General features: G+C 35.3%; 20 protein-coding genes. 15 read left to right on the top strand and 5 right to left on the bottom strand.

The genetic code is table 11. The features are described from left to right. Nucleotides 1-19: 19 nt before the first annotated feature. Nucleotides 20-745 carry a copper homeostasis protein CutC gene (locus CHB80_RS14340; RefSeq protein ID WP_089372178.1) on the bottom strand — a complete coding sequence of 242 codons (726 nt, stop codon included), beginning with the start codon at nt 743-745 and terminating at the stop codon, nt 20-22. 125 nt (nt 746-870) lie between these two features. On the opposite strand from CHB80_RS14340, the gene CHB80_RS14335 reads away from it, so the two are divergent. The 8 genes from CHB80_RS14335 (at nt 871) to CHB80_RS14300 (ending at nt 14,095) form a co-directional block, all read left to right on the top strand. Beyond that, a complete protein-coding gene (locus CHB80_RS14335; protein ID WP_089372177.1) occupies nt 871-3,783 on the top strand; it encodes a GH92 family glycosyl hydrolase in 2,913 nt (970 codons plus the stop codon). After that, nucleotides 3,783-4,373, top strand: coding sequence for a hypothetical protein (locus CHB80_RS14330; protein ID WP_089372176.1), 591 nt, complete (start codon nt 3,783-3,785; stop codon nt 4,371-4,373). The genes CHB80_RS14335 and CHB80_RS14330 overlap by 1 nt, the downstream gene beginning before the upstream one ends. A gap of 92 nt (nt 4,374-4,465) precedes the next feature. Beyond that, nucleotides 4,466-5,473, top strand: a complete 1,008-nt coding sequence (locus tag CHB80_RS14325) for an isoaspartyl peptidase/L-asparaginase family protein (protein ID WP_089372175.1) — start codon at nt 4,466-4,468, stop codon at nt 5,471-5,473. 1,014 nt (nt 5,474-6,487) lie between these two features. Next, entirely contained in the window at nt 6,488-7,579 is a 1,092-nt protein-coding gene (locus CHB80_RS14320; protein ID WP_089372174.1) for an AraC family transcriptional regulator, read from the top strand. A gap of 126 nt (nt 7,580-7,705) precedes the next feature. Next, entirely contained in the window at nt 7,706-8,890 is a 1,185-nt protein-coding gene (locus tag CHB80_RS14315) for a T9SS type A sorting domain-containing protein (protein WP_089372173.1), read from the top strand. 233 nt (nt 8,891-9,123) lie between these two features. Then, complete coding sequence (locus CHB80_RS14310; protein ID WP_089372172.1) at nt 9,124-9,567, top strand: SRPBCC family protein; 444 nt, start codon at nt 9,124-9,126, stop codon at nt 9,565-9,567. Nucleotides 9,568-9,700: 133 nt separating this feature from the next. Beyond that, nucleotides 9,701-12,544, top strand: coding sequence for a DNA polymerase I (gene polA / locus CHB80_RS14305; RefSeq protein ID WP_089372171.1), 2,844 nt, complete (start codon nt 9,701-9,703; stop codon nt 12,542-12,544). A gap of 747 nt (nt 12,545-13,291) precedes the next feature. Next, the gene (locus CHB80_RS14300) at nt 13,292-14,095 is read left to right on the top strand and encodes a TerC family protein (protein WP_089372170.1); all 804 of its coding nucleotides are present in this window, start codon (nt 13,292-13,294) and stop codon (nt 14,093-14,095) included. Between the two features lie 146 nt (nt 14,096-14,241). Here CHB80_RS14300 and CHB80_RS14295 read toward each other — a convergent pair whose 3' ends face one another. The 3 genes from CHB80_RS14295 to CHB80_RS14285 all read right to left on the bottom strand — a co-directional run bounded on the left by CHB80_RS14295 (nt 14,242) and on the right by CHB80_RS14285 (nt 18,233). Beyond that, on the bottom strand, nt 14,242-14,775 hold the full coding sequence (locus tag CHB80_RS14295) for a hypothetical protein (protein ID WP_089372169.1): 534 nt from the start codon (nt 14,773-14,775) through the stop codon (nt 14,242-14,244). A 65-nt stretch (nt 14,776-14,840) separates the two neighbouring features. Next, nucleotides 14,841-17,546 carry a DUF5916 domain-containing protein gene (locus tag CHB80_RS14290; RefSeq protein ID WP_089372168.1) on the bottom strand — a complete coding sequence of 902 codons (2,706 nt, stop codon included), beginning with the start codon at nt 17,544-17,546 and terminating at the stop codon, nt 14,841-14,843. Nucleotides 17,547-17,678: 132 nt separating this feature from the next. After that, nucleotides 17,679-18,233, bottom strand: coding sequence for a hypothetical protein (locus CHB80_RS14285; RefSeq protein ID WP_143337145.1), 555 nt, complete (start codon nt 18,231-18,233; stop codon nt 17,679-17,681). A gap of 216 nt (nt 18,234-18,449) precedes the next feature. On the opposite strand from CHB80_RS14285, the gene rplM reads away from it, so the two are divergent. The 4 genes from rplM to tsf all read left to right on the top strand — a co-directional run bounded on the left by rplM (nt 18,450) and on the right by tsf (nt 21,405). Further along, a complete protein-coding gene (rplM, locus tag CHB80_RS14280; protein ID WP_089372166.1) occupies nt 18,450-18,905 on the top strand; it encodes a 50S ribosomal protein L13 in 456 nt (151 codons plus the stop codon). Continuing rightward, a complete protein-coding gene (gene rpsI / locus CHB80_RS14275; protein ID WP_089372165.1) occupies nt 18,905-19,291 on the top strand; it encodes a 30S ribosomal protein S9 in 387 nt (128 codons plus the stop codon). The genes rplM and rpsI overlap by 1 nt, the downstream gene beginning before the upstream one ends. A gap of 162 nt (nt 19,292-19,453) precedes the next feature. Continuing rightward, on the top strand, nt 19,454-20,311 hold the full coding sequence (gene rpsB / locus CHB80_RS14270) for a 30S ribosomal protein S2 (protein WP_089372164.1): 858 nt from the start codon (nt 19,454-19,456) through the stop codon (nt 20,309-20,311). A 128-nt stretch (nt 20,312-20,439) separates the two neighbouring features. Continuing rightward, on the top strand, nt 20,440-21,405 hold the full coding sequence (gene tsf, locus CHB80_RS14265) for a translation elongation factor Ts (protein WP_089372163.1): 966 nt from the start codon (nt 20,440-20,442) through the stop codon (nt 21,403-21,405). An 84-nt stretch (nt 21,406-21,489) separates the two neighbouring features. Here the strand turns inward: tsf and CHB80_RS14260 are convergent, their stop codons facing one another. Further along, the gene (locus tag CHB80_RS14260; protein ID WP_179218173.1) at nt 21,490-22,191 is read right to left on the bottom strand and encodes a spondin domain-containing protein; all 702 of its coding nucleotides are present in this window, start codon (nt 22,189-22,191) and stop codon (nt 21,490-21,492) included. A 281-nt stretch (nt 22,192-22,472) separates the two neighbouring features. On the opposite strand from CHB80_RS14260, the gene pyrH reads away from it, so the two are divergent. From pyrH to CHB80_RS14245, 3 genes are all read left to right on the top strand, one after another. Then, nucleotides 22,473-23,180, top strand: a complete 708-nt coding sequence (gene pyrH, locus CHB80_RS14255; protein ID WP_089372161.1) for a UMP kinase — start codon at nt 22,473-22,475, stop codon at nt 23,178-23,180. A 52-nt stretch (nt 23,181-23,232) separates the two neighbouring features. Then, on the top strand, nt 23,233-23,790 hold the full coding sequence (gene frr / locus CHB80_RS14250) for a ribosome recycling factor (protein ID WP_089372160.1): 558 nt from the start codon (nt 23,233-23,235) through the stop codon (nt 23,788-23,790). Nucleotides 23,791-23,875: 85 nt separating this feature from the next. Then, nucleotides 23,876-25,993: a DUF5686 family protein gene (locus tag CHB80_RS14245; protein WP_179218172.1), complete on the top strand. Its 2,118-nt coding sequence runs from the start codon at nt 23,876-23,878 to the stop codon at nt 25,991-25,993. Nucleotides 25,994-25,999 lie beyond the last annotated feature (6 nt).

The following is a 25,999-nucleotide window of genomic DNA, read 5'->3' as shown; positions in this document are numbered from 1 at the left end:
CAATCTAAATAAGTTTCAATTACGAATTATACATTGCTTCTAAGAGCTCCTTTATTTTTTCAGGATCAGAATAGGTTTGTAAATCTTGCTGTACCGCTTGTAAATTATGCATAGGGAAAGCGCCCTCAAGACTTTCTATTGTATTACTCGCAGAGGCATGTATTTCCTTAAATCCAGCAGTAATGAATTGTCCTATATTAGAAGGTCGTATCCCGCCACCTGGTAATATAATGGGTTTGTTATTAGATTTTTCTAACAACATTTTAAGCACAAATAAACCCGCAAGCGCTGTATCAGATTGACCAGAAGTAAGAATACGATCTACTCCTATTTTTTGAAGTGTCTTAAGTGCATCCATCGCGTTTGGTGTCCAATCAAAAGCACGATGAAATGTAAATGTCATCCCTCCGGATGCATCTACGAGTGTTTGTGTACGTTCTTCATCTATGGTGAGATCAGGTTGCAGAACTCCTGAAACCACCCCAGCTACTTTGATATTTCTACAAAAAGCAATGTCACGTAGCATCACATCAAACTCATCATCATAATAGGTAAAATCACCGCTACGAGGTCGTATTAAAACATACACGGGTATTTCTAAATCTGCTACTACTTTTTCTATTAAACCATGACTGGGAGTAATACCTCCTAGAGCGAGCTCACTGCACAACTCTATGCGTTGCGCTCCTGCCTTTTGAGCAGCGATAGCCGATTGATATGAATTTGCACAAATTTCTAATAACATATCCCGAAAGTACACAAAATAAAGAGGAACTTCTGTATCTCAAAGCATAGTTTTAAACACATCATGTAAAGTGTTTATAAAAGCCTAATCTTTTCTGTATCTTTCTGACTTTAAATTTTATTTATATGCGTTTCAAAATCCTACTTTTCTCATTTATTTGTATTTGTTTTAGTTGTAAAAAAGACACCATTTCTATAGCCACGGTATCACAACCATTAACTAGCTATGTGAACACATTTATTGGGACAGGTGGTCACGGACATACCTATCCTGGAGCCACAATGCCTTTTGGAATGATGCAATTAAGCCCCGATACTAGGTTAGAAGGCTGGGATGGCTGTTCTGGATATCATTATGACGATATGTATATCTATGGATTTAGTCATACGCATTTAAGTGGCACAGGAATTTTAGATTATGGCGATATTTTATTAATGCCTACAACGTCTGTAAATTTCCATAATGGCGCTGATGGAAAACCTGGTTATCGCGCTCCATTTTCACATGACAAAGAAAAAGCAAGTCCTGGTTATTATGAGGTACATTTAGATAGTACAAATATTGATGTTGCCCTTACAGTGACACAAAGAGCAGGGATGCATAAATACGCTTTCGCGAAAGCGAATAATCAATACATCATCTTAGATATTGAACATAGAGACATCTTATTAGATGGCAGTATCAATATCCTTTCTGATACTGAAATAAGCGGACATAGATTTTCTGAATCATGGGCTAAAGAACAAAAATTATATTACTACTTAAAAACATCACATCCATTTAAAACCACACCAAATCATCCAGACACTCCCACAAAACTAGCACTACAGTTTGACAACCCAAACAATGAACCTATTTATGTTTCTGTAGGCATATCGGCTGTAGATGAAGCTGGGGCAAAGAAAAATCTAGATACAGAAATTGGTTCTAAAACCTTTGATCAAATCAAACAAGAAGCAAAAGACACTTGGGAAAAACAGCTTTCTAAAATTGTGATTGAAGATTCGCATTTGGATAATAAAACAAATTTTTACAGTGCTTTATACCACACCATGATTGCTCCTAATATCTATCAAGATATCGACGGGAGATATCGCGGTATAGATCAAGAAATTCACCAAACTACAGATTTTGATTATTATACTGTATTCTCATTATGGGATACTTATAGAGCCGCACACCCACTATACACGATTATTGAAGAAAATCGTACCAATGATTTTATAAATACATTCCTCGCCAAATATGACGAGGGAGGTATTCTACCTATGTGGGATCTCTCTGCAAATTACACAGGGTGTATGATTGGATATCATGGCGTTCCTGTGATTGCAGATGCCTATATGAAAGGTATACGTGGGTACGATACAGACAAAGCATTTGAAGCGATGCTCCATAGTGCAACAAGAGATCATTTGGGGCTTGAAGCCTATAAAGAATTTGGATACATTCCTGTAGAAGAAGAATCTGAATCGGTATCTAAAACATTAGAGTATGCTTATGATGACTGGACGATTGCTCAAATGGCAAAATCTAAAGGAGATATGACTACCTATAACACTTTTATAGAAAGAGCTCAGTATTATAAAAACACGTTTGATCCTAGTAGTAAATTTATGCGCGGTCGTGTACGTAATACTTGGTTTTCTCCTTTTGATCCATTTGAAGTGAATTTCAATTACACAGAAGCAAATGCTTGGCAATATAGCTTTTATGTTCCTCAAGATATTACTGGATTTACGAAGTTAATAGGGGGTAAAAAAGCATTAGAGACACAACTGGATGAGCTATTTACCGCAGAGTCACAAACATCTGGACGTGATCAGGCAGATATCACGGGGCTTATAGGACAATATGCCCACGGTAATGAACCTAGCCATCATATGGCGTATCTATACAACTTCATAAACAAGCCTCATAAAACACAAGAAAAGGTACGCGAGATTTTAACCACATTATATAAAAACGAACCAGATGGCGTCTCTGGAAATGAAGATTGTGGTCAAATGAGTGCTTGGTATGTGTTAAGTAGTATGGGCTTTTATGCCGTAACACCAGGTAGTAATCAATATATTATTGGAGCACCATTATTTGATAAAGCATCTATCCATCTTGAAAACGGAAACATATTTACAGTTCAAGCAAACAATCTTTCTGATGAAAATATCTATATCGCTTCCGCGAAATTAAATGGAGTATCACACCCCTACTCTTACATTACACATGATGATATTACAAAAGGGGGAACTTTAATTTTTGAAATGAGCGCTCAACCTTCTAATTGGGCGACAGATAATGCACATATTCCAAGTACTGAAATTAAAGAATCACTTATCGTACCTGTTCCGTTTATTGCCAAAGGTGATATTGCCTTTAAAAAACAAACAGAAATTGTATTAGGTACCGGAGAAGAAGAAACAACGATTTACTATAGTACTTCTGAAGGTGATTTCCTAAAGTATGAGGGACCTATTACCATTACAGAACCCACTACTCTTTATACTTATTCAGAAAAAGAAGGACAAAAAAGTGTCACGATCAAAACCGAATTTTATAAAATAGACGAAAATCTATCTATACAACTAGATGCCGAGTATGCAAATGCATACAATGCAGGAGGAAATGATGCACTTATCGATGGTATACGAGGAACCGCTAACTTCCGAACAGGTACTTGGCAAGGATATCATGACAGGGATGTTATTGCAACAGTTGACTTAGGAAAAAATCAAAATATCACATCTATAGAAACCCATTTCTTAGAAGATCAAGGGAGTTGGATTTTCTTCCCTACTGAAGTTGAGTTACTGGTCTCATCAGATGGTAAAAACTTCCAATCCTATAAAAGTCAAAAAATAGCAACTCCTACTCCAACAGACAAGGTGGCTATCAAAACGATTAAAGGACAAGAAAAACGATCAAATATTCGCTATGTAAAACTCATTGCCAAAACACTAGGACCTGTTCCTACATGGCATAAAGGACATCCATACGAAGGCCGCAGCTGGATATTTGTAGATGAAATTGCTATACAGTAATGGAAGTTTTTGGTGTAATATTAGAATTCTTCAGAACTGATATTTTCATTTCTTTTGGTTTACTAACTATTCCACTATTAATAGGGCGTTTTATTCCAAAAATAAAAGATACTGTCTCAAAAATTGATGAAGCAGCTTGTCGTTTTATTATATTTTCTGGAATAGTATACACAGTTAGTATCCTTCTATCCTATGTATATCTTTTTCTAGTTATAGGAGATTCAAATAATGAGTATGCAATTACCAACAGAGCGACGGGGCCTTATGCGTGGGCATATTGGCTCATGATGTTTTCTTGGTTATTTATCACACAACCTTTTCGCTTTAAATTAGTTCGCAAAAATATTTTAATAAGACTCATCTCAATCCCATTTTTCTTAATTACTTTAGAGCAATATATCATTCTAATTACATCGATACACAGAGATTACTTACCCTTAAAATGGTCAGATATTGACTTAGGAGGTATTCTAAACACAGTTCCTTACTGGCCTCTTCATCTTATTTTAAAGCTAGCAATATTTATAGGGTATGTATTTATATTTCATTGGATTTCTAAAAAAATTAAAAGGAATAAAGTAGTATCTTGAAGCAGTCATTTAAACATACATGGTACGTTTTCACGAAAGTGAAACTTCTACTAAATCAATCAAAACACAAAAGCTAAACAGATCATAACGACATGAATAGAAGGAAATTCATACAAAACACGGCACTAACGAGTGCAGGAATTGCTGCAGGAGTAGCAGGAATAAGTTGTAAAGAAGTCGAAAATAAAACTCAAGATACTGAAGAGAAGATCATAGCTTCTTCTTCAAAACCAAATTATATTTCAATAAGCACGTGGAATACAGAAAGTGCAAACACTGCTTCTGGTGAATTACTAGCACAAGGAAAACCCGCACTAGATGCTATTATAGAAGGTGTTGCTGTAGAAGAAGCCAATGAAAAAAATACTACTGTCGGAATAGGTGCGACACCAGATAGAGAAGGTAATGTTACATTAGATGCTTGTGTAATGTCTCCTGATGGTGATTATGGTGCTGTACTAGCAGTAGAAAATATTGTTCATGTTGCAGCACTAGCTCGCAAAGTCATGGAGGAAACTCCACATGTAATCATGGCTAGTAAAGGCGCAGAAGAATTTGCATATAGTCAAGGATTTAAAAAAGAAAAATTACTCACACCTGCTTCTGAAAAAGCATGGAAAGAATGGTTAAAAACTAGTGATTACCAACCAGCTATCAATGTAGAAAATCATGACACTATAGGCATGCTCGCCATGGATGCTTCTGGTGAAATCGCAGGTGTATGTACCACTTCAGGATTGGGTTATAAAATGAAAGGACGCGTAGGAGACTCCCCCATTATTGGTTCTGGTCTTTTTGTAGATAATGAAGTGGGCGCAGCCGTAGCTACAGGTATGGGTGAAGAAGTTTTAAAAACTGTTGGAAGTTTCCTAGTTGTAGAGCTAATGCGTAATGGCATGTCTCCCCAAAAAGCATGCGAAGAAGCTATACATCGTATTGTTAAAAGAGGTGACCGCTATAAAGATTTTCAAGTAGCCTATATTGCCATGAATAAAAATGGAGAAACTGGAAATTATGCCATACATCCAGGTTTTACAATGATGAAATATCAAGACGGAAAGTCAGAAAATATCATCTCAGATTATTATAATAAGGCCTAAATTTTAAGTGAATTGCAAATAATTTAATTTTTAACACTATACACTTTCGGTAAAAAATACTCAGATTAAATTACCATAATAATCGTTGTAAGGAAATTTTGTCCACAAAAGTGCTTTATCAACTCATAATTTAAAATTAAAAGCACAAATATGCGACAGTAACCATTTAAAAACTTGTATTTTAGCTCTTCGTTAAAAAAAATCTGAAAATAAAAATAAAACTTAATAATTGTATTTTTAAAATAATTTAAAAATTATAATTAATTGAATATCAGCTGTTTAACTATTAACAAGTAAAAAATTATTTTAACAAAATACGATTACTGAAAAACCGTCGTTATACTATAAATAACACGTAACTAAAGATAATCAAGCTCTAATAATGAGTATTTTATAATTTTCTATTATATTTGCAGACGCCCTTGTGGCAAAAGACATTTAAGACTGTTGTAATTGACTTTTAAATAATCAATTATGATTTGGGGTGAAAGCCAAGCATCTTGCTTGGCTTTCTTTATTTATATAACTCAACAAACCGTTATTTTATTTACTCCCCCAAATCAATTGGGGTCGCGAGTGTTCTAAATATTCAAGGATACTTATATCATTATCGAGCGGTTTCTTTACTCATAATATCTTGCTTGGCTTTCTTTATTTATATAACTCAACGAACTGTTATTTTATTTACTTATCCCAAATCAATTGGGGTCGCGAGTGTTCTAAATATTCAAGGATACTTATATTAATCTCGAGCGGTTTCTTTACTCATAGCATCTTACCTGGCTTTCTTTATTTATATAACTCAACAAACCGTTATTTTATTTACTTATCCCAAATCAATTGGGGTCGCGAGTGTTCTAAATATTCAAGGATACTTATATTAATCTCGAGCGGTTTCTTTACTCATAGCATCTTACCTGGCTTTATTTATTTAGTCAACCATCAGAAACATTAATATTCTATAAAAATGCGTATTTTGTTTAGCAGGTCTGCAGTAATTAAACACCTATCTATATGCTAAATATTTGGGAATTATTTTTTCTTTTTTTTGCATTTCAAGCATTAGCAGTTGCTGTTTTTTTCTTCTTTCGAAAAAAGGGAGATTCTTTTTCTAATAGAATACTAAGCTTATTTCTTGTCTTATTTGCTTGCAACCTAACCTATAATGTACTGTATTGGTCTACACTTTTATATCAATTAGAATATATTATGTTTTATGGATTGCTAGCCATTATATGGACACTGTATCCTCCACTTATGTACATTTATGCAAGGAAAGTGATAAGAAAGAAAAAATTACAGATTAGCGACCTTATACATCTTATTCCCACCATTTGTATTATTTGGTTATACCTACCCATTTACAAGCTCTCATCTATAGAAAAATTAGAGGTGTTAAAAAATCAACTTGTTGGACAATACATCCGTTATACAGATTTTATACTTCCCCTTTGTGCAGGCACCATGATTTTCTACACTATATACACCTATCTGTCATTTAAAAATATTCATGTAGGATATAACAAAAAACAATGGTTTTATTGGACCTTAGGCTCTTTTGCTTGTTATGTAATAGCGATGCTTTCTTATTATATCTTATCCTATCTAGGTGTTATAGACACACAACATGATTATATAATTATGTATGTGATTATATTTTTTATTGCATCGATTTCTTATTTTGGATTCAAGCAACCAGAGATTTTTGAAGGATTATCTATAGATCAAGTACTTCCTTTTAAAAAATACCAAAAAACCGGTCTTACCGAAAACCATGCGCTGGAACTCAAAAAAACACTTGCCCATTACTTTGAAAATAACAAACCCTATTTGAATACAGAATTACGCTTAAATGATGTAGCACAAGAACTAAACCTTTCTAGACATCACACTTCTCAAATCATTAATGAATACTTTGACGCTAGTTTCTTTGATTTTGTAAATAGCTACAGAATTGAAGAGGCAAAACAATTACTTACAAACAATCAAGATCTAACCATCACTGATATTATTTTTTCTTCAGGCTTCAATAATCGAGTTTCTTTTTACAAAGCTTTCAAAAAGCATACGGGCACAACTCCGACATCGTACAGAACTAAAAATTAGTACTCCAAAAAGCGCGTAAACACCTATAAAACCTTACATGTACGCTTGTTAATGTTTATAAGCAATTACAAGGTATGCTCGCATTTGATCTTCCTTAGCCTCTATAAACTTTAAAACCGTAAAATCATGAAAAAATTATTATGTACGCTACTTTGTATGACTACACTATGGATATATGCACAAAATGAAGTAGTCGTCACAACAATTACTTCTGAATTTAGTGGAAGTGGTGGGATCTCTATAGACTCTGAAGGAAACCTTTTTATTGCAGACTTTGGAGATTTTTTAGGAATGGCAGATCCTGATGGTATTCCAAATAATATATTACAATTAGACACAGATTTAAATCTAACCGTATATGCAACCGATTTTATTGGAGCATCTGGTAATGACTTTGATAGTGAAGGTACCTTATATCAATCTGACATAAGAGCTAGTGCTATTTACAAGATCGTAGATGGTGAACGAATATTAGTTACCGCTACAGGTATTGTTGCGCCCGTTGGGATTGTTTTTGATAGTAACGACAACTTTTACGTCTGTAATTGTGGAAATAATACCATACGTAAAGTAACCCCAGATGGAACCTCTACCCAATTTGCATCGGGAGATATGTTTACATGTCCAAATGGAATCACTGTAGATGAAGATGACAACCTATATGTCTCTAACTTTGCCAATCCAGATATTATAAAGATCACACCAGATGGCACCATCACTAAAATAGGAGAAACTTTTTCAGGAAATGGACATATAGATTATGACCCAAATACAAGAAACCTTTATATAGCCAGTTATGGTGGGCATCAAATTTTTTACCTAAACATAGATAATCCTGTTATGACTGACCTCGCAGGAACGGGTGTTCGTGGTAATGATGACGGAGCAGGAGAAACTGCTACCTTTTCTACCCCAAATGGTATTGCCGTATCTGATGACGGAACGACCATTTTTGTAAACTGCGCAGTTCCATTAGATGGCGCGGTTATCAATCCTCAAATATTGAGACAAATTGATATTACTTTATCTGTAAATGACACTGATTTAGGCATCAACCAAGTAAAAACATATCCTAACCCAGTAACAGATGTATTTACTATCGAAACAGAACTCCCTATAAACACAAATAATATCACCATTAAAATCATTGACATGGTAGGAAAGGTTGTAATGGACATACGAGACATCTCGCCAGAAAATACAACCCTTAAACAATCTATTGATATTTCAGAAATGGCAACAGGAAACTATATATACACTATCAGCAATGATTCAAAACAACTATATAGCGGACAATTAATTAAAAAATAATTACTACTTTCAGATGGATATGTAATCTATCATATTTTTGAACACCACTATTTTGCGTGAGGGATTGCAATGAAAATCCCACAGCCTGACCTTAAGGGAAGGCGAGGAATTGCAAAGAAAAGCCCGACCTGATTCCTGAACTTTTTCAGGATGAAGGACACGCCCAAATATCAAAAAACAAATAGGTTACATATCCATTACATGGCATTGTATCACTCTTAAAATGAAATCTTATGAAATTTGGAGGAACTATTATTATTGATCAACCTTATGAAAAACTAGCCGCATTATTTGCCGACACAAATAATCTAAAAGAATGGCAAGAAGGCTTTCAAAAAAAAGAACTTACAAAAGGTACCGAAGGAGAAAATGGAGCCATTTCTAAAATCTACTTGGCACAAGGAAAAAGAAAAATGGAATTAACAGAAACTATTGTTGATAACCAACTACCCCATTCCATTGAAGCAACCTACCATCATATGCATATGGATAATACATTAAAGACTTCTTTCATCCCTATAAATGACACCCAAACTGAATACAAAACTGAAGGCGAATACACCAGAGTAAGTTGGATTATGCCAAAACTCATGATGCTTTTATTCCCATCTTTATTTAAGAAACAAGCGTATAAATGGATGGAAAACTTTAAACGATTTGCTGAAAGTCAAGAATAAGAGCGCTTAATACCAGCACTGTTATAAATAGAATAACTACTTATTAACACCACTATAATTTCTGCCCTCATCTTCTTACATTTGGATGTAGCATAATTACGCTTTCGCGAAAGCGTATAAAAATTCCTTCCAAGTGACCAATACTGAAGAAAACACACAAAAAAGACTTTTTTTACTCGATGCCTTTGCACTCATATTTAGAGGTTATTACGCACTTATAAAGAACCCTAGAATCACCAGTTCTGGAATGGATGTAAGCGCCATTATGGGATTTACAAATAGTCTTTTTGACGTTATACGAAGAGAACGCCCTGATCATCTGGCCGTTGCCTTTGACAAAGGAGGTAGTAGCGCTCGCGTTGAAGCCTTCCCCGAGTATAAAGCAAATCGTGACGAAACTCCTGAAGCTATAAAAATAGCCGTTCCTCATATTAAGGAAATTTTAAAAGCCATGCACATTCCTATTGTAGAACGTGAAGGTGTAGAAGCAGATGATCTTATAGGAACCTTATCAAAACAAGCCGAAAAAGAAGGATACAAAGTGTATATGGTTACACCAGATAAAGATTATGCACAGCTAGTATCTGAAAATATATTTATGTACAAACCTGCCCGAATGGGGAATGGTATTGAAATCTGGGGAATTCCAGAAGTACAAAAACGTTTTGAGGTAGAACGTCCAGAACAAGTCATTGACTACTTAGGAATGATGGGAGATGCTAGTGATAATATTCCTGGCTTACCTGGTGTAGGTGATAAAACGGCTAAAAAGTTTATTGCCGCATATGGCTCTATGGAAGGGTTACTTGAAAATACAGATCAGCTTAAAGGGAAGATGAAAGAAAAAGTCGAGGCAAATGCTGAGCTTGGATTACTTTCAAAACAACTAGCTACTATTATGCTAGATTGTGATGTAACCTTTGACGCATCAGATTATGAACTCTCTGAACCAGATGCTGAAGCCGTAGGTAAGAAATTTGACGAACTGGAATTCAGACGTATGAAAGATCAGTTCGTAAAAATATTTTCTGGAGAAGCACCACCACCTACCACGACTACAGCCACCAAAAAACAAGCGCCAAAACCTGCCGCAGGTGAAGGACAGTTTTCTCTTTTTGGAGGAGATAGTGAGGCCATTACAGACAGTATGCAAGCTGGATCTACCAGAAAAACAATCAAAGATACACCACATGTATATCAAAGTGTGGATAGTCCGCTTTCGCGAAAGCTATTTATGAATAGCCTTATGGGGCAAACTTCCGTTTGTTTTGATACCGAAACAACGGGTCTTGATCCACTTACAGCTGAGCTAGTAGGGATTGCATTTTCTTGGGAAGTGGGAAAAGGTTTTTACATTCCCTTTCCAGAAGATCAGGAACAAGTAAAAGAATTGATTCAAGAAATACTTCCATTTTTTGAAGCTGAAAGCATTGAAAAAATAGGGCAAAACCTAAAATACGATCTTAAAGTACTTGCCAAGTATGGAGTTACTGTAAAAGGAAAACTCTTTGATACCATGCTCGCACATTACCTCATCAATCCTGACATGAGACACAACATGGATGTGCTTGCAGAAACCTATCTCAATTATACACCTGTATCTATTACAGAACTGATTGGAAAAAAAGGAAAGAATCAGCTTTCTATGCGTCAGGTCCCATTAGATCAGCAAACAGAATATGCCGTAGAAGATGCAGATATTACATTACAGCTTAAAAAGCATTTTGAAAAAGAGCTAGACGAAGCAGGAACAAGGAAATTATTTGATGACATTGAGATTCCATTACTACGTGTGCTGGCCGCTATGGAATTGGAAGGGATCAATCTAAATGTTGACTTTCTAGAGAAACTTTCTGAAGAACTAGAAGCAGATATCACACGTCTCACCTCAGAGATTTATGCTGAAGCTGGTGAAGAATTTAATATCGGATCACCAAAACAATTAGGAGAAATCCTTTTTGATAAAATGAAGCTGGTAGACAAACCTAAAAAGACCAAAACAGGTCAGTATTCTACAGCAGAAGATGTACTTTCTTATCTAGCAAAAGATCATGAAATCATCCAGAAGATATTAGATTATAGAGGACTTACTAAACTAAAATCTACCTATGTAGATGCCTTGCCAACACAGGTAGGAATAGATCATCGTGTGCATACCGATTATATGCAAACGGTAGCAGCTACAGGGCGTTTAAGTTCTAACAATCCAAATCTTCAAAATATTCCGATTCGTACAGAACGTGGCCGTGAAGTGCGTAAAGCATTTATTCCGCGTAATGAAAACCACACCTTACTCGCTGCCGATTACTCTCAAATAGAGTTACGTATTATCGCTGCTTTAAGTGAAGAGGAAACGATGATCAAAGCATTTCAAGACGGAGAAGATATTCATGCCTCTACCGCTGCCAAAGTATTTAATGTACCTCTAGATGAAGTAACGCGTGAGCAACGTAGCAATGCCAAAACAGTGAACTTCGGAATCATTTATGGGGTATCTGCATTTGGATTAAGTAATCAGACAGATCTTTCACGATCAGAGGCTAAAGAATTGATAGACACCTATTACAAAACCTATCCAAAGCTTCGCAATTACATGAGTGAGCAAGTAGATTTTGCACGTGATAATGGGTATGTAAAAACCGTATTAGACAGACGTCGTTATTTAAAAAATATCAATTCTGGAAATGCCATTGTACGTGGCGCTGCCGAGCGTAATGCGGTAAATGCTCCCATACAAGGAAGTGCTGCCGATATTATTAAGCTTGCCATGATCAATATTTATGAGAAACTTGAAAACAGCGACTACCAAACCAAAATGCTACTTCAGGTGCATGATGAATTGGTGTTTGATGTTCCTAATGAAGAGTTAGAAACAATGAAAACCCTTATCAAAACTGAAATGGAAAATGCATTTAAAATGAATGTTCCCTTAGACGTAGAAGTAGGATTGGGTCATAACTGGCTAGAAGCACATTAAGGAAGTACGAAGTTGGAGGTACGAACGACGAAGTATTGTAAAATTCTAATCTAGGTGGTCGTTTTTTAAAAAATCAGAACTTTTCCTTTTTGATTTTTTAAAAACTTTCCGTTACACATATACCTAGAAGCACATTAATTTTTCAGAAAAGAGATCATAGAATATAGAAAAAAGAAAATAGACTAGATATAGATGACTGAGTGATGTTAGATAGAAACATCGTGTATAGCTAAAATTGTATCGAAGTCACCGCTTTCGCGAAAATGTATACTAGCGTCATTTCGACAGAACGAGGTACGAGTGACGAGAAATCGCATAACAGTATTCACAAATTATACTTGAGCTACTTGTGTGATCTCTCCTAAAAGTTTATCCCGAGCGAAGTCGAAGGATCGAGATGACTAAGGTTTTTACTTTCTCAAAAGTCACACCTCCCTAGCCCTCCTTCTTAGGAGGGAAAACTCTTCTCTAAATACATTTGAAATACTAAAACACAAAATATAAACACTTCCCTCCTAGAAAGTAGGGATTGAGGGAGGTATAAAAATAGCGTATTACTCTAAATTAGAATATTACTCTATTTTCTATATACACTTGAAAGAATACAATGTAATTGTGTAACATTTACATGATATCAAGACTAGTAGAAATAGCAGTACACATATTTTTAAATGATATTATCTGAATACGTACTCAATTATTTATATTTACACATCATCTTAACAATCTAAAATCAACTAACCCATCATGGAAGGTCTTTTTACCCTAGACAGTTTATTCACTTTATTAATGCTCGTTCTTTTACAAGTTGTATTAGGATTTGACAATCTCTTATACATCTCACTAGAGTCTAAAAAAGCACCTGCCGAAAAGCAAAGCTATGTACGTAGACTCGGTGTAGGAATGGCAATTGTATTACGTATTATATTACTTTTTGTATTGATGTCTGTCATACAATATTTCCAAGACCCTTTCATCACTGTACAAGGCAATAATATTATTGAATTCTCTTTTAATGTACACAGTATTATTGTTCTGGCTGGAGGGATCTTTATTATCTATACAGCAATCAAAGAAATTTGGCATATGATGCTTATTAAAGAACATGAAGCGACGGAAGCAAAACGCTCCTCTGTAGGAAAAATAATTTTTTGGATTGTTGTTATGAACCTTGTCTTCTCATTTGATTCTATCTTGAGCGCTATGGCACTTACTAGTGGCATGGAATTTAAAGCACAGATGATCTTAATGTCTATAGCTATTATAGCTGGAGGAATCTTAATGATTGTTATGGCAGATAAAGTATCAAACTTCCTTCAGAAAAACAGAATGTATGAAGTACTCGGACTTTTTATTCTTCTTATTGTAGGGATTATGTTACTCTCTGAAGGTGGAGAAATTGGAAAATTATCATTTTTCGGAAACCCAGTTACCCACATGAGTAAAACGACTTTCTACTTTGTAATTATCACACTGGTACTTATAGACATCGTACAAGGAAGGTATCAAAAGAACTTATTAAAAGCCAAAGAAGAAGGAGATAGTCATTAATACTTGGTCCGCTTTCAAGGAACGTAGTGACGCAGAAGTTTATACTGGGCACAGTCGAAGTGCGAAAGCGTATACAAGAATAGTAAACACATAAAAAAAGCCCGAGAGTTAATCTCGGGCTTTTTTATATACATATGAATACTTATTTATTGTCTCGTATAAGTAAGTACTATGGTTTCTTCTAATTCAAAAGTGCCTTCTGATCCATCTTCATTTAAAAACTCTCCCACAAACCCATCATTTAATGTAAAAACAAGCGTATTCCCAGACACAATTCCGGAAAGCGTTTCTCCACTATCTACGATATTTACCGTATTTCCATTTTGACTAAAAGTTAATGGTATAGCTTCATTATCAATATCACACTCTACAAGTTGTAATAAATTACCAGAGGTATCTTCAGAAACATAAATATCTAGAAAAGTTTCATTGATTGCAGTAGCAGTATTATCTGTAGAAAAAATAAGTCTATTATTTTGAAGACATCCTGTTTCTACCAAAATGTCATTAGAAGCGTCTCCATCACCATCAAGGTCAAAACTTGTTTCTGTTTCAAAGGAAGTTAAAAGATACGTTTCTCCATCTACAAGAATAGTATCATTAGATGAGTCATCATCACTAGAACATGAAACAGTAAATGCTAAAAGAGAAATTGTTAAATACTTAAAAAGGTTTTTCATAAAATTGATATAGTATGTTAGTAGTAATTAAATTGAATAGTAGGAACGATAAATATGTATGAATATTATAATACAAATCTATAGGTCCATTTGACTAAGAAAGTATTTCTAATTTGTTGCCCTAATATTTGTTGATCTGCTGCTTCAAAGAGGCTTGCATCAGAGGCACTATTTCCTTCAATGCCTTGCGACCAAACCAAGAATAATTCTGACCCAGGAATATATTCCCAACGCATTACTAAGTTGGATCTAAATTGCACAAAGTTAAAATCAGGATCCCCAAAAGAATAGTCAGCTGTTCCATCTTCGTCTTCATCTACAACATATGCCCCATTCTGAAAATCAATTTGATTATCTGTAAATAATGTTACACGATCACTTAATCGTTCTGCTTCACTATTGGCTACATAATTAAAATTAGTATATGTTCCTTTTGCTATAAAGGGTTGTGCATAATATTGTATCGTAAGATTAGGATTGATATTATAATTTACACGTAAGGTTGTACTTAATGTTTCCTGATCTATTTCTCCCGTAATATATCGCGCACCAAACTGTGCAGGAGCATATGCTTGCTGAGATACGTACTGTGTTTTATTAGGGTTTTTTTCATACTCTGTTTCCAGATTAAGACTTAAGGCATCTAAAGGTTGCCAGTTAAAACGTACTACATATCTCTTAAACTGAAAGTTATTTTCTCTCGCTTGAGAATACACGTGACCCAAAACAGCCGAAAACTTTTTACGCTGATCTGTTCCAGCAAATAAGAAACTAAAATTCTCATCACTAAATCTCCAGCGAGGTCCTCCTCTTAAGAATGTATTAATAAAAATACGCGGTTTATGACCGAAGCCTACTTCAGTAAACCAATTATTTTTCCAATTGATATTCCCTTGAACATCATATTGTATACGATTGTAATTCCCATCAAAATCAAACGTGGTAAATTGATTAAAATTTACTTGTGCTCTGCGGTACCAGCTTGTAGGTTTCAAAAACAAATAGCGTAACCAAGCACTCTGGCGTATCTCATCTGCTTGTCTCAAAAATCCAATATCATTGAGTTCTAATTCTGGCGATCTCCATGCAAAGCTATTCCCATATCTCCAGTTACCACCTCCATCTTTTCCTATCGCAATACGACCACCTGTACCCGTAAGAGATGTTCTAGTAGGGTCTACCTCGACATGATCTGCATCTACTCTATTAAATAAATGCCTAATAGATTGTTGTGTTCTAGTAATAGATTCGGCAGAACCTCTTACATTACTAAATAGAAATTTCCCATCTATAAAGTAGTTACGATTTTGCCAGGTATGCTGTCCATCAATCCCTCCAGTAAGTGCTTTATCGTGAAGAAAAGACAGGTTTTGATCTAAAGTTCTATCTGTATAAGTAACCAGCCCTCCTACAAAAGAATTACGATTATTAAGATCCTTCTGTAAACGTACCACACTATAGCTTGTTAAAGGTTCTACAAGTTCTTTTCTGTTTTCTCCTAGATTTCCTTCTTGTTCTAGAAGATCTCTTACTTCTTCTCGATCATCTAGTTCTATTTCTGCAAACTCATTTGCTGTAATACTTTGCAAAGCTCCAATAGACCATCCATCTTTTGTTTTTCCACTAAATTTTGCAGCTCCAAGTATGGTAGAATTAATAGGGAAATCTTCAAATTCCCCTTTACTACCATCGGCAGTAGAAAAACCTTGCGGACTACGTCCTATACGTCTAGAGAAAAACAAATTATCCTGACTCCCATTCAATCCTAATCTAAAAATATTAGCATTCTCAACAAAAAAGGGTCTTCGTTCTTGAAAGAAAATTTCAAATCCATCCAGCGCAATGGCTCCTGGGTCTGCATCTACTTGTCCAAAATCTGGATTTACAGTGAGGTCTAATGTCAGGTCATTTGTAATTCCAATCTTTGCATCTATCCCACCATTGAGTCTAAAATCATCACCATCTCTAAAGGGGTTTCCTGCTTGTGCTTCAAACGTATCATATTGGCTCACCAGAAAGGGTTGGATCTCCAATTGTTTTTGAGGCTCTATATTTTTAAGACCACGTAATTCTCCAAAATTACTTACCCATCCATTAGCATCTTGAGGCACACGTTGCCATACATCGCGTTCTTGATTTCTAAAATACAGCCTATTAATTTGTAACCCCCATACTTGCTCTTCTGCTTTTCCAAACTTAAGCTGACTTAAAGGTATTTTTGCCTCTGCGGTCCAGCCCTCCTCATCTATATGACTAGCGGCATACCAGATAGGGTTCCAACTATCATCAAAATTTCCATTATTGGAGATAAACTCATCCCCTTTTACACCAGAAGCAGAAATGGTAAATGAAAACCCAGAGCGGTCATCATTATAGCTATCTATATTAATCTCTACCCAATCTCCAGGAAAGTCATCTCGACGTCCCATGCGGCGTTCTATTTTATCAGGTTCTGTATCATAAGCTCTCCAAGCTACATATAAATACTTCTGATCATAGGTGATTTTAAACTTTGTTTGTTGTGCGGGCGCTGTATTTTCATCAGGTTCATTTTCTACAAAATCTCCTGCCCATTCTACCGCATTCCATGCATCTTCATTTATAATTCCGTCTATAGTAGGCGCCTCTCCCGTATACGCATTTGTAGTATAGGTGCGCTTGGGAACTACAGTGGTTGTTTTGGTAGAATCTGTTTGTGAGTACGCTTTCGCGAAAGCAAAAACACACGTAACAAAAAATAGAATAACTGCTCGTTGATTGATTGATTGCATGAATTGATGATTAGTTTGATGCCCTAATAGACTTACAAACTATAATAGATGTGACACTATTGTCTTTTTTTTATGAATATCTTAACTTTTTTAACAGAGAATCACTTCAAAAAAACAAACCCAATTATTTAGTTATTCTAATGTATACTCGATAGTAACAGGGCCATTATACGTAAGAATTGTCCCGTCGTTTTGTAAAAATTCAAATGTTGAGATTTCTTCTTCAGAAAAAGTGATGATTATAGTATCATCCAGAAACAACCCGTCTTTAACAATATCATTACCAAAAGAAAATATAATCCGATCATCAACAATTGTATATCTTGTATACCCTTCACAACTTAACACAACACATATAGAAATTTGTATAAGATCTTCATTTTCATCTTCCATTACTTCTAAAAGCAAATCACCAAAAGGACAAGCAATCCCTCCTGCATCAAAACGTAGGCTATTAATAGACAGGCAATCATTAAAAACATCCAACCATAAAGGAGAAAACAAAGGAGTTTCTATAAGTAAATCATTAGAAAACTGACCATCACCATTAAAGTCCATAGGCGTATCCAAGCGAAATGAAGAAATACTATAGTTCAGTCCCGCCAATGGGGAATTTGTATTCTCATTATCAGAACTGCAACTTAAGAACAAAAGACACCCCAGCAGGCATAGAATTACTTTACTCATTTTGAATTTTTTACCTAAAAATACCTCTTTTAAAACGAATGAAAAAAGGGGAAGTAATTGTTATAAATTTTGTCCTATATATATACCCTATATTTGCCCTTCAAAAAACGCTATAAAATATTGCCACTTGGCTATTTGTGTAATCAATAATTAATTGTACTTTTGCAGACCGTTTTTACACGGGAAAATTGGAATGTTTAATTAAAATTAATTAGTGTGGACACATTAAGTTACAAAACAGTATCTGCAAACAAAGCTACCGTAAGTAAGGAGTGGGTTTTGATAGACGCTGACGGACAGACGCTAGGTCGTATGTCATCTATCGTAGCTAAGTTTTTACGCGGTAAGTACAAAACTGACTTTACCCCTCACGTTGATTGTGGAGATAACGTTATTGTTATCAATGCAGAAAAGATCAACTTAACAGGGAGTAAATGGACGGACAAATCATACATCCGTCACACAGGATATCCTGGTGGGCAGCGTAGTCTTACAGCAACAGAACTCTTCGATAAAGACCCTACTCGCATCATTGAGAATGCAGTAAAAGGTATGTTACCTAAAAACAAATTAGGTAGTGCTTTATTTCGCAATTTGAAAGTGTACTCTGGATCAGAGCACGGACAAGAGGCACAAAAGCCTAGAACAATTAATCTTAACGAAATTAAGTAATGGAAGTAATTCACAAAATCGGTCGTCGTAAGACCGCTGTAGCACGTGTATATGTTTCTGAAGGAAAAGGAAACATTACCGTAAACAAAAAAGACATGGCTACATACTTCCCTACCGCTACGTTACAATACAAAGTAAACCAACCATTAGTAATGACTGAAAATGATGGGAACTTTGATATTAAAGTAAACGTATACGGAGGTGGTATTACAGGTCAAGCAGAAGCAATTCGCCTTGCGCTTTCTAGAGCAATGTGTGAGCTTGATGCAGAAAACCGTAGCATCCTTAAACCAGAAGGTTTATTGACAAGAGATCCAAGAATGGTAGAGCGTAAGAAATTCGGACAGAAGAAAGCTCGTAAGAAATTCCAGTTCTCTAAGCGTTAATACATCGTGTATTAATCTCAGAATTAAGAAAATTAAAAATGTTGTCGTTGCTTGGTTCGCTTTCGCGAAAGCGTATAAAGAATCAAGGTTAGTTTAGCATCTAAACCCTGTCAAGTACAGCGTTGCTAATTTAAGTCCAACGGAACGTAAACTATTACAAAAATGGCAAACAACATAGAAGTTAAAGAATTACTTGATGCAGGTGTACACTTTGGTCACCTCACAAGAAGATGGGATCCAAATATGGCACCATATATCTATATGGAGCGTAATGGTATTCACATCATTAACTTATACAAAACAGCTGCAAAAATTGATGAAGCTTCAGAAGCTCTTAAAAAAATAGCAGCATCAGGTAGAAAAATACTTTTCGTAGCTACCAAAAAACAAGCAAAAGATATCGTAGCAGACAAAGCTGCAAAAGCAAACATGCCTTACATCACAGAAAGATGGCCTGGTGGAATGCTTACCAACTTTGTTACTATTAGAAAAGCAGTAAAGAAAATGCAAACTATCGACCGTATGAAGGCTGATGGACGTTTTGATACGCTTTCTAAGAAAGAAAAACTACAAATGAATCGTCTTCGTGAGAAGCTTGACAAAAACTTAGGATCTATTGCAGATATGACACGTCTTCCAGGTGCATTATTTGTTGTAGATATTAAGCGCGAGCACATTGCGATTAAAGAAGCTCAAAAATTAAACATTCCAATATTTGCGATGGTAGATACCAACTCTGACCCACGTCAAGTTGATTACCTTATACCATCTAATGATGATGCTTCAAAATCTATCGATAAGATTGTAGGATATGTATCTGACGCTGTTATTGAAGGTCTTGCAGAACGCAAGGCTGGAAAAGAAGCTCAAGCTGAAGGAAAAGACACACCTGCTCCAAAAGCAAAAGCGAAACCAGCAGCAAAAGCAGCTCCTGCTCCAGCAGCACCAGCAGCTCCAGCTCCTGTAGCAAAAGCTGAACCAGCAAAAGTAGAAGCTGAAGCAAGCGAAGAAGAAGAGTAAATAACATTTTCATAATACAAAAAAGTCGTTTAGTTCCTTTCTTTGCAGAAAATAAACTGAACGACTTTTTTAATTTAATTAATTAATAGATTTCCGTCTTTACGGAAATTATAATCAGAAAGATTATTATGGCAAAAATTACAGCCGCAGACGTAAACAAGCTTAGAAAATCTACCGGAGCCGGTATGATGGATTGTAAAAAAGCATTAGTAGAAGCAGAAGGTGATTTTGACAAAGCAATTACTATCCTACGTAAGAAAGGACAGAAAATTGCAGAAAAAAGAGCAGACAGAGATTCTAGCGAAGGTGCTGTTGTTGCAAAAATAAACGATGATAACACGAGAGGTGTTGTTGTTTCTTTAAATTGTGAAACAGACTTTGTTGCAAAAAATGATTCTTTTGTAGCTATGGCTCGCCAAATGGCAGATATTGCATTAGGAACAAATTCTAAAGAAGAGTTTCTTGCTGCAGATTTTGAGGGTATGACAGTTGCAGAAAAACTTACCGAGCAAACTGGTGTTATCGGAGAGAAAATAGAAATAGGAGGTTTCAAAACACTTGAAGCTCCTTTTGTAGGTTCTTATGTTCACGGTAACAAAATTGGAGCTTTAGTAGGATTATCTGCTGCTACAGATGTCTCTGCAGAGGTTGCTAAATCTGTATCTATGCAAGTAGCTTCTATGGGAGCAACTACATTATCTTACAAAGATTTTGATCCTGCATATGTTGCTTCTGAAACTGAAGCAAGAATTGCTGCTATTGAAAAAGATAATGTTGAATTAGGTCGTTTAGGTAAAACACTTAAAAATGTACCTCAATATATTTCCATGTCTCAATTAACTCCTGAAGTTTTAACAAAGGCTGAAGATGATATCAAAGCGCAATTACAAGCTGAAGGTAAGCCTGAAAAAATCTGGGACAAGATTGTTCCTGGAAAACTAGAGCGTTTCATTTCTGACAATACAACACTTGATCACGAGAAGTGTCTTCTTGATCAGCGTTTCATCATGGACGAAAGCCTTAATGTTGCAGATTATGTAACTAGTAAAGGTGATTTAAGCGTTACAGGATTTGAAAGAGTTTCTTTAGCATAAGCAAAAAGAATATCAAATACACATAAAAAAAATGCGCTCTATTTCTAGAGCGCATTTTTTATTTATAGCTTTTATAACTAATTCTTAATTAGTTCTTTCAATCACTAGATTCCCTATAGGCTCTGAAAGAGGATCTCCATTTCCAAAAGGAGCTCCATCATAAAGACTCACAGCAGCATTTTCACTACCATCATTTGCCTCATACGTATCTCCAAGAACAACCCCTGCGTCTATAGGACGTAATTCTATCTCTTCTAAATCTATTAATGTTTCTCCATCTACAATATTAAAAGAGCTTACTCCTAAAAACCAATCTGGGCTAGGGTTTAATCTTGCTAGAAACGTAATTCTAGTACGTGTAGGAGTTACAGAAACAGAAGTACTTGCTGATGATTCAGGACCTACCATTCCTGCTGTTGTAATACTAAACAACCCATCTCCTTCTTCTCCTAAAGATGTACTTATAAAAGCAGCAAGGCCATCTACATCACCAGATTGAGCGTATAAAGCCATTCCATCTGATGCTATTTGACCTAGAGAATATACAGATACTTCAGGTGCATGAGCTATCGCAATGATAGTCCCAAAAGAAGCATTTGCAGGATAATCTTGTGGATTATTTGCCTGCGTAAAATTAGTTGTGAAATCAAGACTATATGTAGCACTAGCTTCTGGTAAGCCTCCATCTGGTGTACCTCCTCCATCTGGACCTCCATCATCATCACTTCCACAACTTATAAAAAATGAAAGAATAACAAGATAGCTTAGTTTGAATAATTTGTTCATAATTGATGTATACATTTTGATTTTAAAAAAATATTTTGGAAAAATAATGAGTGCATAGCAACACTCACCTATTTATGTTATAAATATAATAAACTTGCCACTCCTAAAAGGTAAGAGTTTATAATAGTTTACATAAAAACAGCCACTTTAAGCACAAAATAACATATTTCTACATTTTCCATGCTTAAAAAAACCTATAGCCATATTTACTAAATCTTGCGTAAAAGAATTTCTTTAAAAAAGTAGCATAAGCACTATATTTGCATAATCTTTTTCAATCTATGACATACAAAAGAATTTTACTTAAATTATCTGGCGAGTCTTTAATGGGTGATCGTCAATACGGTATAGACCCTAAACGTTTATCTGAATATGCAACAGACATCAAAAAAGTAATTGATACTGGAGTTCAAGTTGCTATTGTAATAGGTGGCGGGAATATTTTTAGAGGAGTTGCTGGAGCAAGCAAAGGGATGGATCGTGTACAAAGTGATCACATGGGAATGCTTGCTACTGTAATAAACGGACTTGCATTACAAGATGCATTAGAAGATGCAGATATCCCTACACGACTTCAAACAGCTATCAAAATCAATGAAGTTGCAGAGCCTTTTATCAGAAGGAAAGCAATGCGTCATTTAGAAAAAGGACGTGTTGTCATTTTTGGTGGTGGTACAGGTAACCCCTATTTCACAACAGATTCTGCTGCTGTATTACGCGCTATAGAAATAGAAGCAGATGTTATTCTTAAAGGGACTCGTGTAGATGGTATTTACACAGCAGATCCAGAAAAAGATAGTGACGCTGTCAAATATGATCATATTTCTTTTGACGATGTGTTACGTAAAGGCTTAAAAGTAATGGACACCACTGCTTTTACGCTAAGTCAAGAAAATGAACTTCCTATTATTGTTTTTGATATGAATAAGCCTGGCAACTTATTAAAAGTAGTTACAGGAGAACAAATAGGAACCACAGTAAACCTATAAAATTAGTATATGGCGTAGTTTTTGTTAAATTGCGTTTAAAACATGTTTTATTATGAATGAAGAGATTCAATTTATATTAGATAGCACTAAAGAGGCAATGGAAGGTGCTATTTCGCACCTTAAAAAGAGATTACTTACAATCCGTGCCGGAAAAGCAAGTCCTGCAATGCTTCAAAGTGTTATGGTAGATTATTACGGTAGTCAAACACCTCTATCCCAAGTAGCAAATGTAAATACCCCAGACGGACGTACGATATCTATACAACCTTGGGAAAAATCAATCATCGCAGATATAGAGCGTGCTATTATTAATTCTAATTTAGGATTTAACCCAATGAATAATGGGGAAAGCATTATAATCAATGTACCGCCACTTACTGAAGAAAGACGTAAAGAACTTGTAAAGCAAGCTCGTTCTGAAGCCGAAGATGCTAGAATAGGAGTACGTAATGATAGAAAAAGTGCTAACAATGATATTAAAAAGCTAGATGATATTTCTGAAGATCTTGTCAAAAATGCAGAAATAGACGTTCAAAATCTTACAGATACATACATCAAAAATGTAGATACTACGCTAGCAGCAAAAGAAAAAGAAATAATGACCGTTTAATTAACGAAACGATCGTTAAACAAATACAAAAAGCGACCGCTAGCGGTCGCTTTTTTAATACATTTGAATATACTTCAAACTTTCTATGTATAAAATACTTGCTGTTTTATTATGTATACAGATCTCTACTTTTGCACAAACTGAATCAGGCAAAACTGCAGAAGAGCTTATACAAAAGGCCATCTCTTTAAGAGACACTAATGATCCACGCGCGGTTTTATCTAATTATGCATATACTAGTTATGAAAAGACAATCATAACCGATAGCCTTAGCACAAGTACCCATAGCTATTTATCTGAAAAAGTAAGTAATACTACATACACCACATCACAAGGGTTTATAGAAGATATTATAGGTTTTCAATTGGCTGGTTTTGAAAAAACACGTTATGAAGTACTTGCCGTAAATTTACAATCTCGCTCTTTCTATGATGAAGATTTTGTGATTTTCAACACCCGATATGCAGGTATTTTATCTCGTAGAGGTTTAAGAAATTATACATACAACATTGTTCCGTCAGATTCTAATGATGAAATACATATTTCTTTTACCCCTAAAAGACCAAAAGCAATTCCAGGACTGTCTGGGGTTATGGTATTAGATAAAGAAAAACTCGCCCTAAAAAACGTACAAGTAAGTCTTGATGATGCTATAAAAATCAAACTAAGCCAATCCTATATTTTCAATAAAGAAGCAAATTTATACCTCCCCAAAAACCGAGCACTTTTTATTGATAAAGGAGATAGTGACAGACGTCTTTCTTTTTTTGGTGGACGAATTTCAATAGGCACATTACAGGAAGAAAATCTGGAAGAAATGATTACTAAAAAGTACCTCGTTTCTACAACCAGTAATAGTGATTTTTCGCTTAAAGCGAAAGAAATAGAGATACAACCCTATGCCATTACTATAGAGCCAGACGCCACAGAAAAACCACAAAGTTTCTGGCAAAACTATCGCTCAGAAGATTTGACTAATAAAGACAAACGAAGCTTCTCCGAAATAGAAAGAATTATAAATGCAGAAAATATTGAACGTCGTTTAGGAACTATTAATAATTTTAGTGTCGGATATTACAGCGTCAACTTTTTTGATTTCGATCTCACCTACCCAGTAAAATTCAACAATTTTGAAGGCTTACGTCTTGGCTTAGGAGGTGTTACTAATGAAAGTTTTTCTAAACGATTTCGTATAGAAGGATACGGTGCTTATGGCTTTAAAGACAAGGAAATTAAATACGGTGCAGGAGGTGGCATCCTGCTTGATTCAAAAAAAGATGCATGGCTTAGCTTGACTTATAATAGTGATCTGGAAGAAGTAGGAAACTATGCGTACCTGACAGACAGACGTGTGTATTCTTTATTTGAACCACGGCTCGTAAATATTAATTTATTTTACAAACACCGCACCACAAGAACAAATCTTGAATATCGAATTGCACCAAAACTACTCTCCGAATTTCAAGTTGCCCATAGACGTATAGAACAAACAACTCCATATCGCTATATCAATGACGGAGAAGAAATAAGCAATTATAATATCACAGAACTCACTGCTGGCGTACGATGGAGCCCTGGAAGTAAGTTTATGAAAACAGAATCTGGCATTAATGAAGTATACGATGGCTACCCTAAAGTAACAGCTCAAATCTCACAAAGTATAGACGGCTTAGAAGGAGACTTCAATTTTACTAAAATAGGGGCTAAAGTTTTTTATAGACTCGATAGACTTAATAAGTCTGCTACAGAATTGCTAGTAGAAGGAAATGTAGGATTTGGTGACCTCCCTATCACCCATTTATTTCAAGCATATCCTAATGCACCTACAAAAGAAACCATACTTCAACGTTTCTCAGTAGCAGGCGTTAATAGTTTTGAAACAATGTTTTTTAGTGAGTTTTTCTCAGACAGATTACTTACCGCACAACTTAAGCACAGACTCGCTCCTTTTAACATAAGCAAAAACTTCAAACCTGAAATGGTTTTTATCACTCGATTTGCCATAGGAGATATTAGCAATCCCGAAGATCATTTAGATATTCAGTTTGGTTCTTTAAGAGAAGGATATACCGAATCAGGCTTCGAAATCAACAAGTTAATCTTTGGTTTTGGAACCAGTCTTACCTATAGATATGGCGCATATCATTTACCCAATTTTGAAGATAATATTGCTTTTAAATTTACTTTTAATTTACAACTTTAGAAAAGT

The organism is Dokdonia pacifica, from assembly GCF_900188275.1.
Taxonomy (GTDB): Bacteria; Bacteroidota; Bacteroidia; order Flavobacteriales; family Flavobacteriaceae; genus Dokdonia; species Dokdonia pacifica.
Note: the sequence above shows the minus strand (reverse complement) of the source record. Positions and strands in the feature narration are given on the sequence as shown.

Excerpts from the sequence above, each read along its gene's own strand:
- CHB80_RS14340 (WP_089372178.1), bottom strand. The coding sequence starts at position 745 with ATGTTATTAGAAATTTGTGCAAATTCATATCAATCGGCTATCGCTGCT.
- CHB80_RS14335 (WP_089372177.1), top strand. The coding sequence starts at position 871 with ATGCGTTTCAAAATCCTACTTTTCTCATTTATTTGTATTTGTTTTAGT.
- CHB80_RS14330 (WP_089372176.1), top strand. The coding sequence starts at position 3,783 with ATGGAAGTTTTTGGTGTAATATTAGAATTCTTCAGAACTGATATTTTC.
- CHB80_RS14325 (WP_089372175.1), top strand. The coding sequence starts at position 4,466 with ATGAATAGAAGGAAATTCATACAAAACACGGCACTAACGAGTGCAGGA.
- CHB80_RS14320 (WP_089372174.1), top strand. The coding sequence starts at position 6,488 with ATGCTAAATATTTGGGAATTATTTTTTCTTTTTTTTGCATTTCAAGCA.
- CHB80_RS14315 (WP_089372173.1), top strand. The coding sequence starts at position 7,706 with ATGAAAAAATTATTATGTACGCTACTTTGTATGACTACACTATGGATA.
- CHB80_RS14310 (WP_089372172.1), top strand. The coding sequence starts at position 9,124 with ATGAAATTTGGAGGAACTATTATTATTGATCAACCTTATGAAAAACTA.
- CHB80_RS14300 (WP_089372170.1), top strand. The coding sequence starts at position 13,292 with ATGGAAGGTCTTTTTACCCTAGACAGTTTATTCACTTTATTAATGCTC.
- CHB80_RS14295 (WP_089372169.1), bottom strand. The coding sequence starts at position 14,775 with ATGAAAAACCTTTTTAAGTATTTAACAATTTCTCTTTTAGCATTTACT.
- CHB80_RS14290 (WP_089372168.1), bottom strand. The coding sequence starts at position 17,546 with ATGCAATCAATCAATCAACGAGCAGTTATTCTATTTTTTGTTACGTGT.
- CHB80_RS14285 (WP_143337145.1), bottom strand. The coding sequence starts at position 18,233 with ATGAGTAAAGTAATTCTATGCCTGCTGGGGTGTCTTTTGTTCTTAAGT.
- rpsI (WP_089372165.1), top strand. The coding sequence starts at position 18,905 with ATGGAAGTAATTCACAAAATCGGTCGTCGTAAGACCGCTGTAGCACGT.
- rpsB (WP_089372164.1), top strand. The coding sequence starts at position 19,454 with ATGGCAAACAACATAGAAGTTAAAGAATTACTTGATGCAGGTGTACAC.
- tsf (WP_089372163.1), top strand. The coding sequence starts at position 20,440 with ATGGCAAAAATTACAGCCGCAGACGTAAACAAGCTTAGAAAATCTACC.
- CHB80_RS14260 (WP_179218173.1), bottom strand. The coding sequence starts at position 22,191 with ATGAACAAATTATTCAAACTAAGCTATCTTGTTATTCTTTCATTTTTT.
- pyrH (WP_089372161.1), top strand. The coding sequence starts at position 22,473 with ATGACATACAAAAGAATTTTACTTAAATTATCTGGCGAGTCTTTAATG.
- frr (WP_089372160.1), top strand. The coding sequence starts at position 23,233 with ATGAATGAAGAGATTCAATTTATATTAGATAGCACTAAAGAGGCAATG.
- CHB80_RS14245 (WP_179218172.1), top strand. The coding sequence starts at position 23,876 with ATGTATAAAATACTTGCTGTTTTATTATGTATACAGATCTCTACTTTT.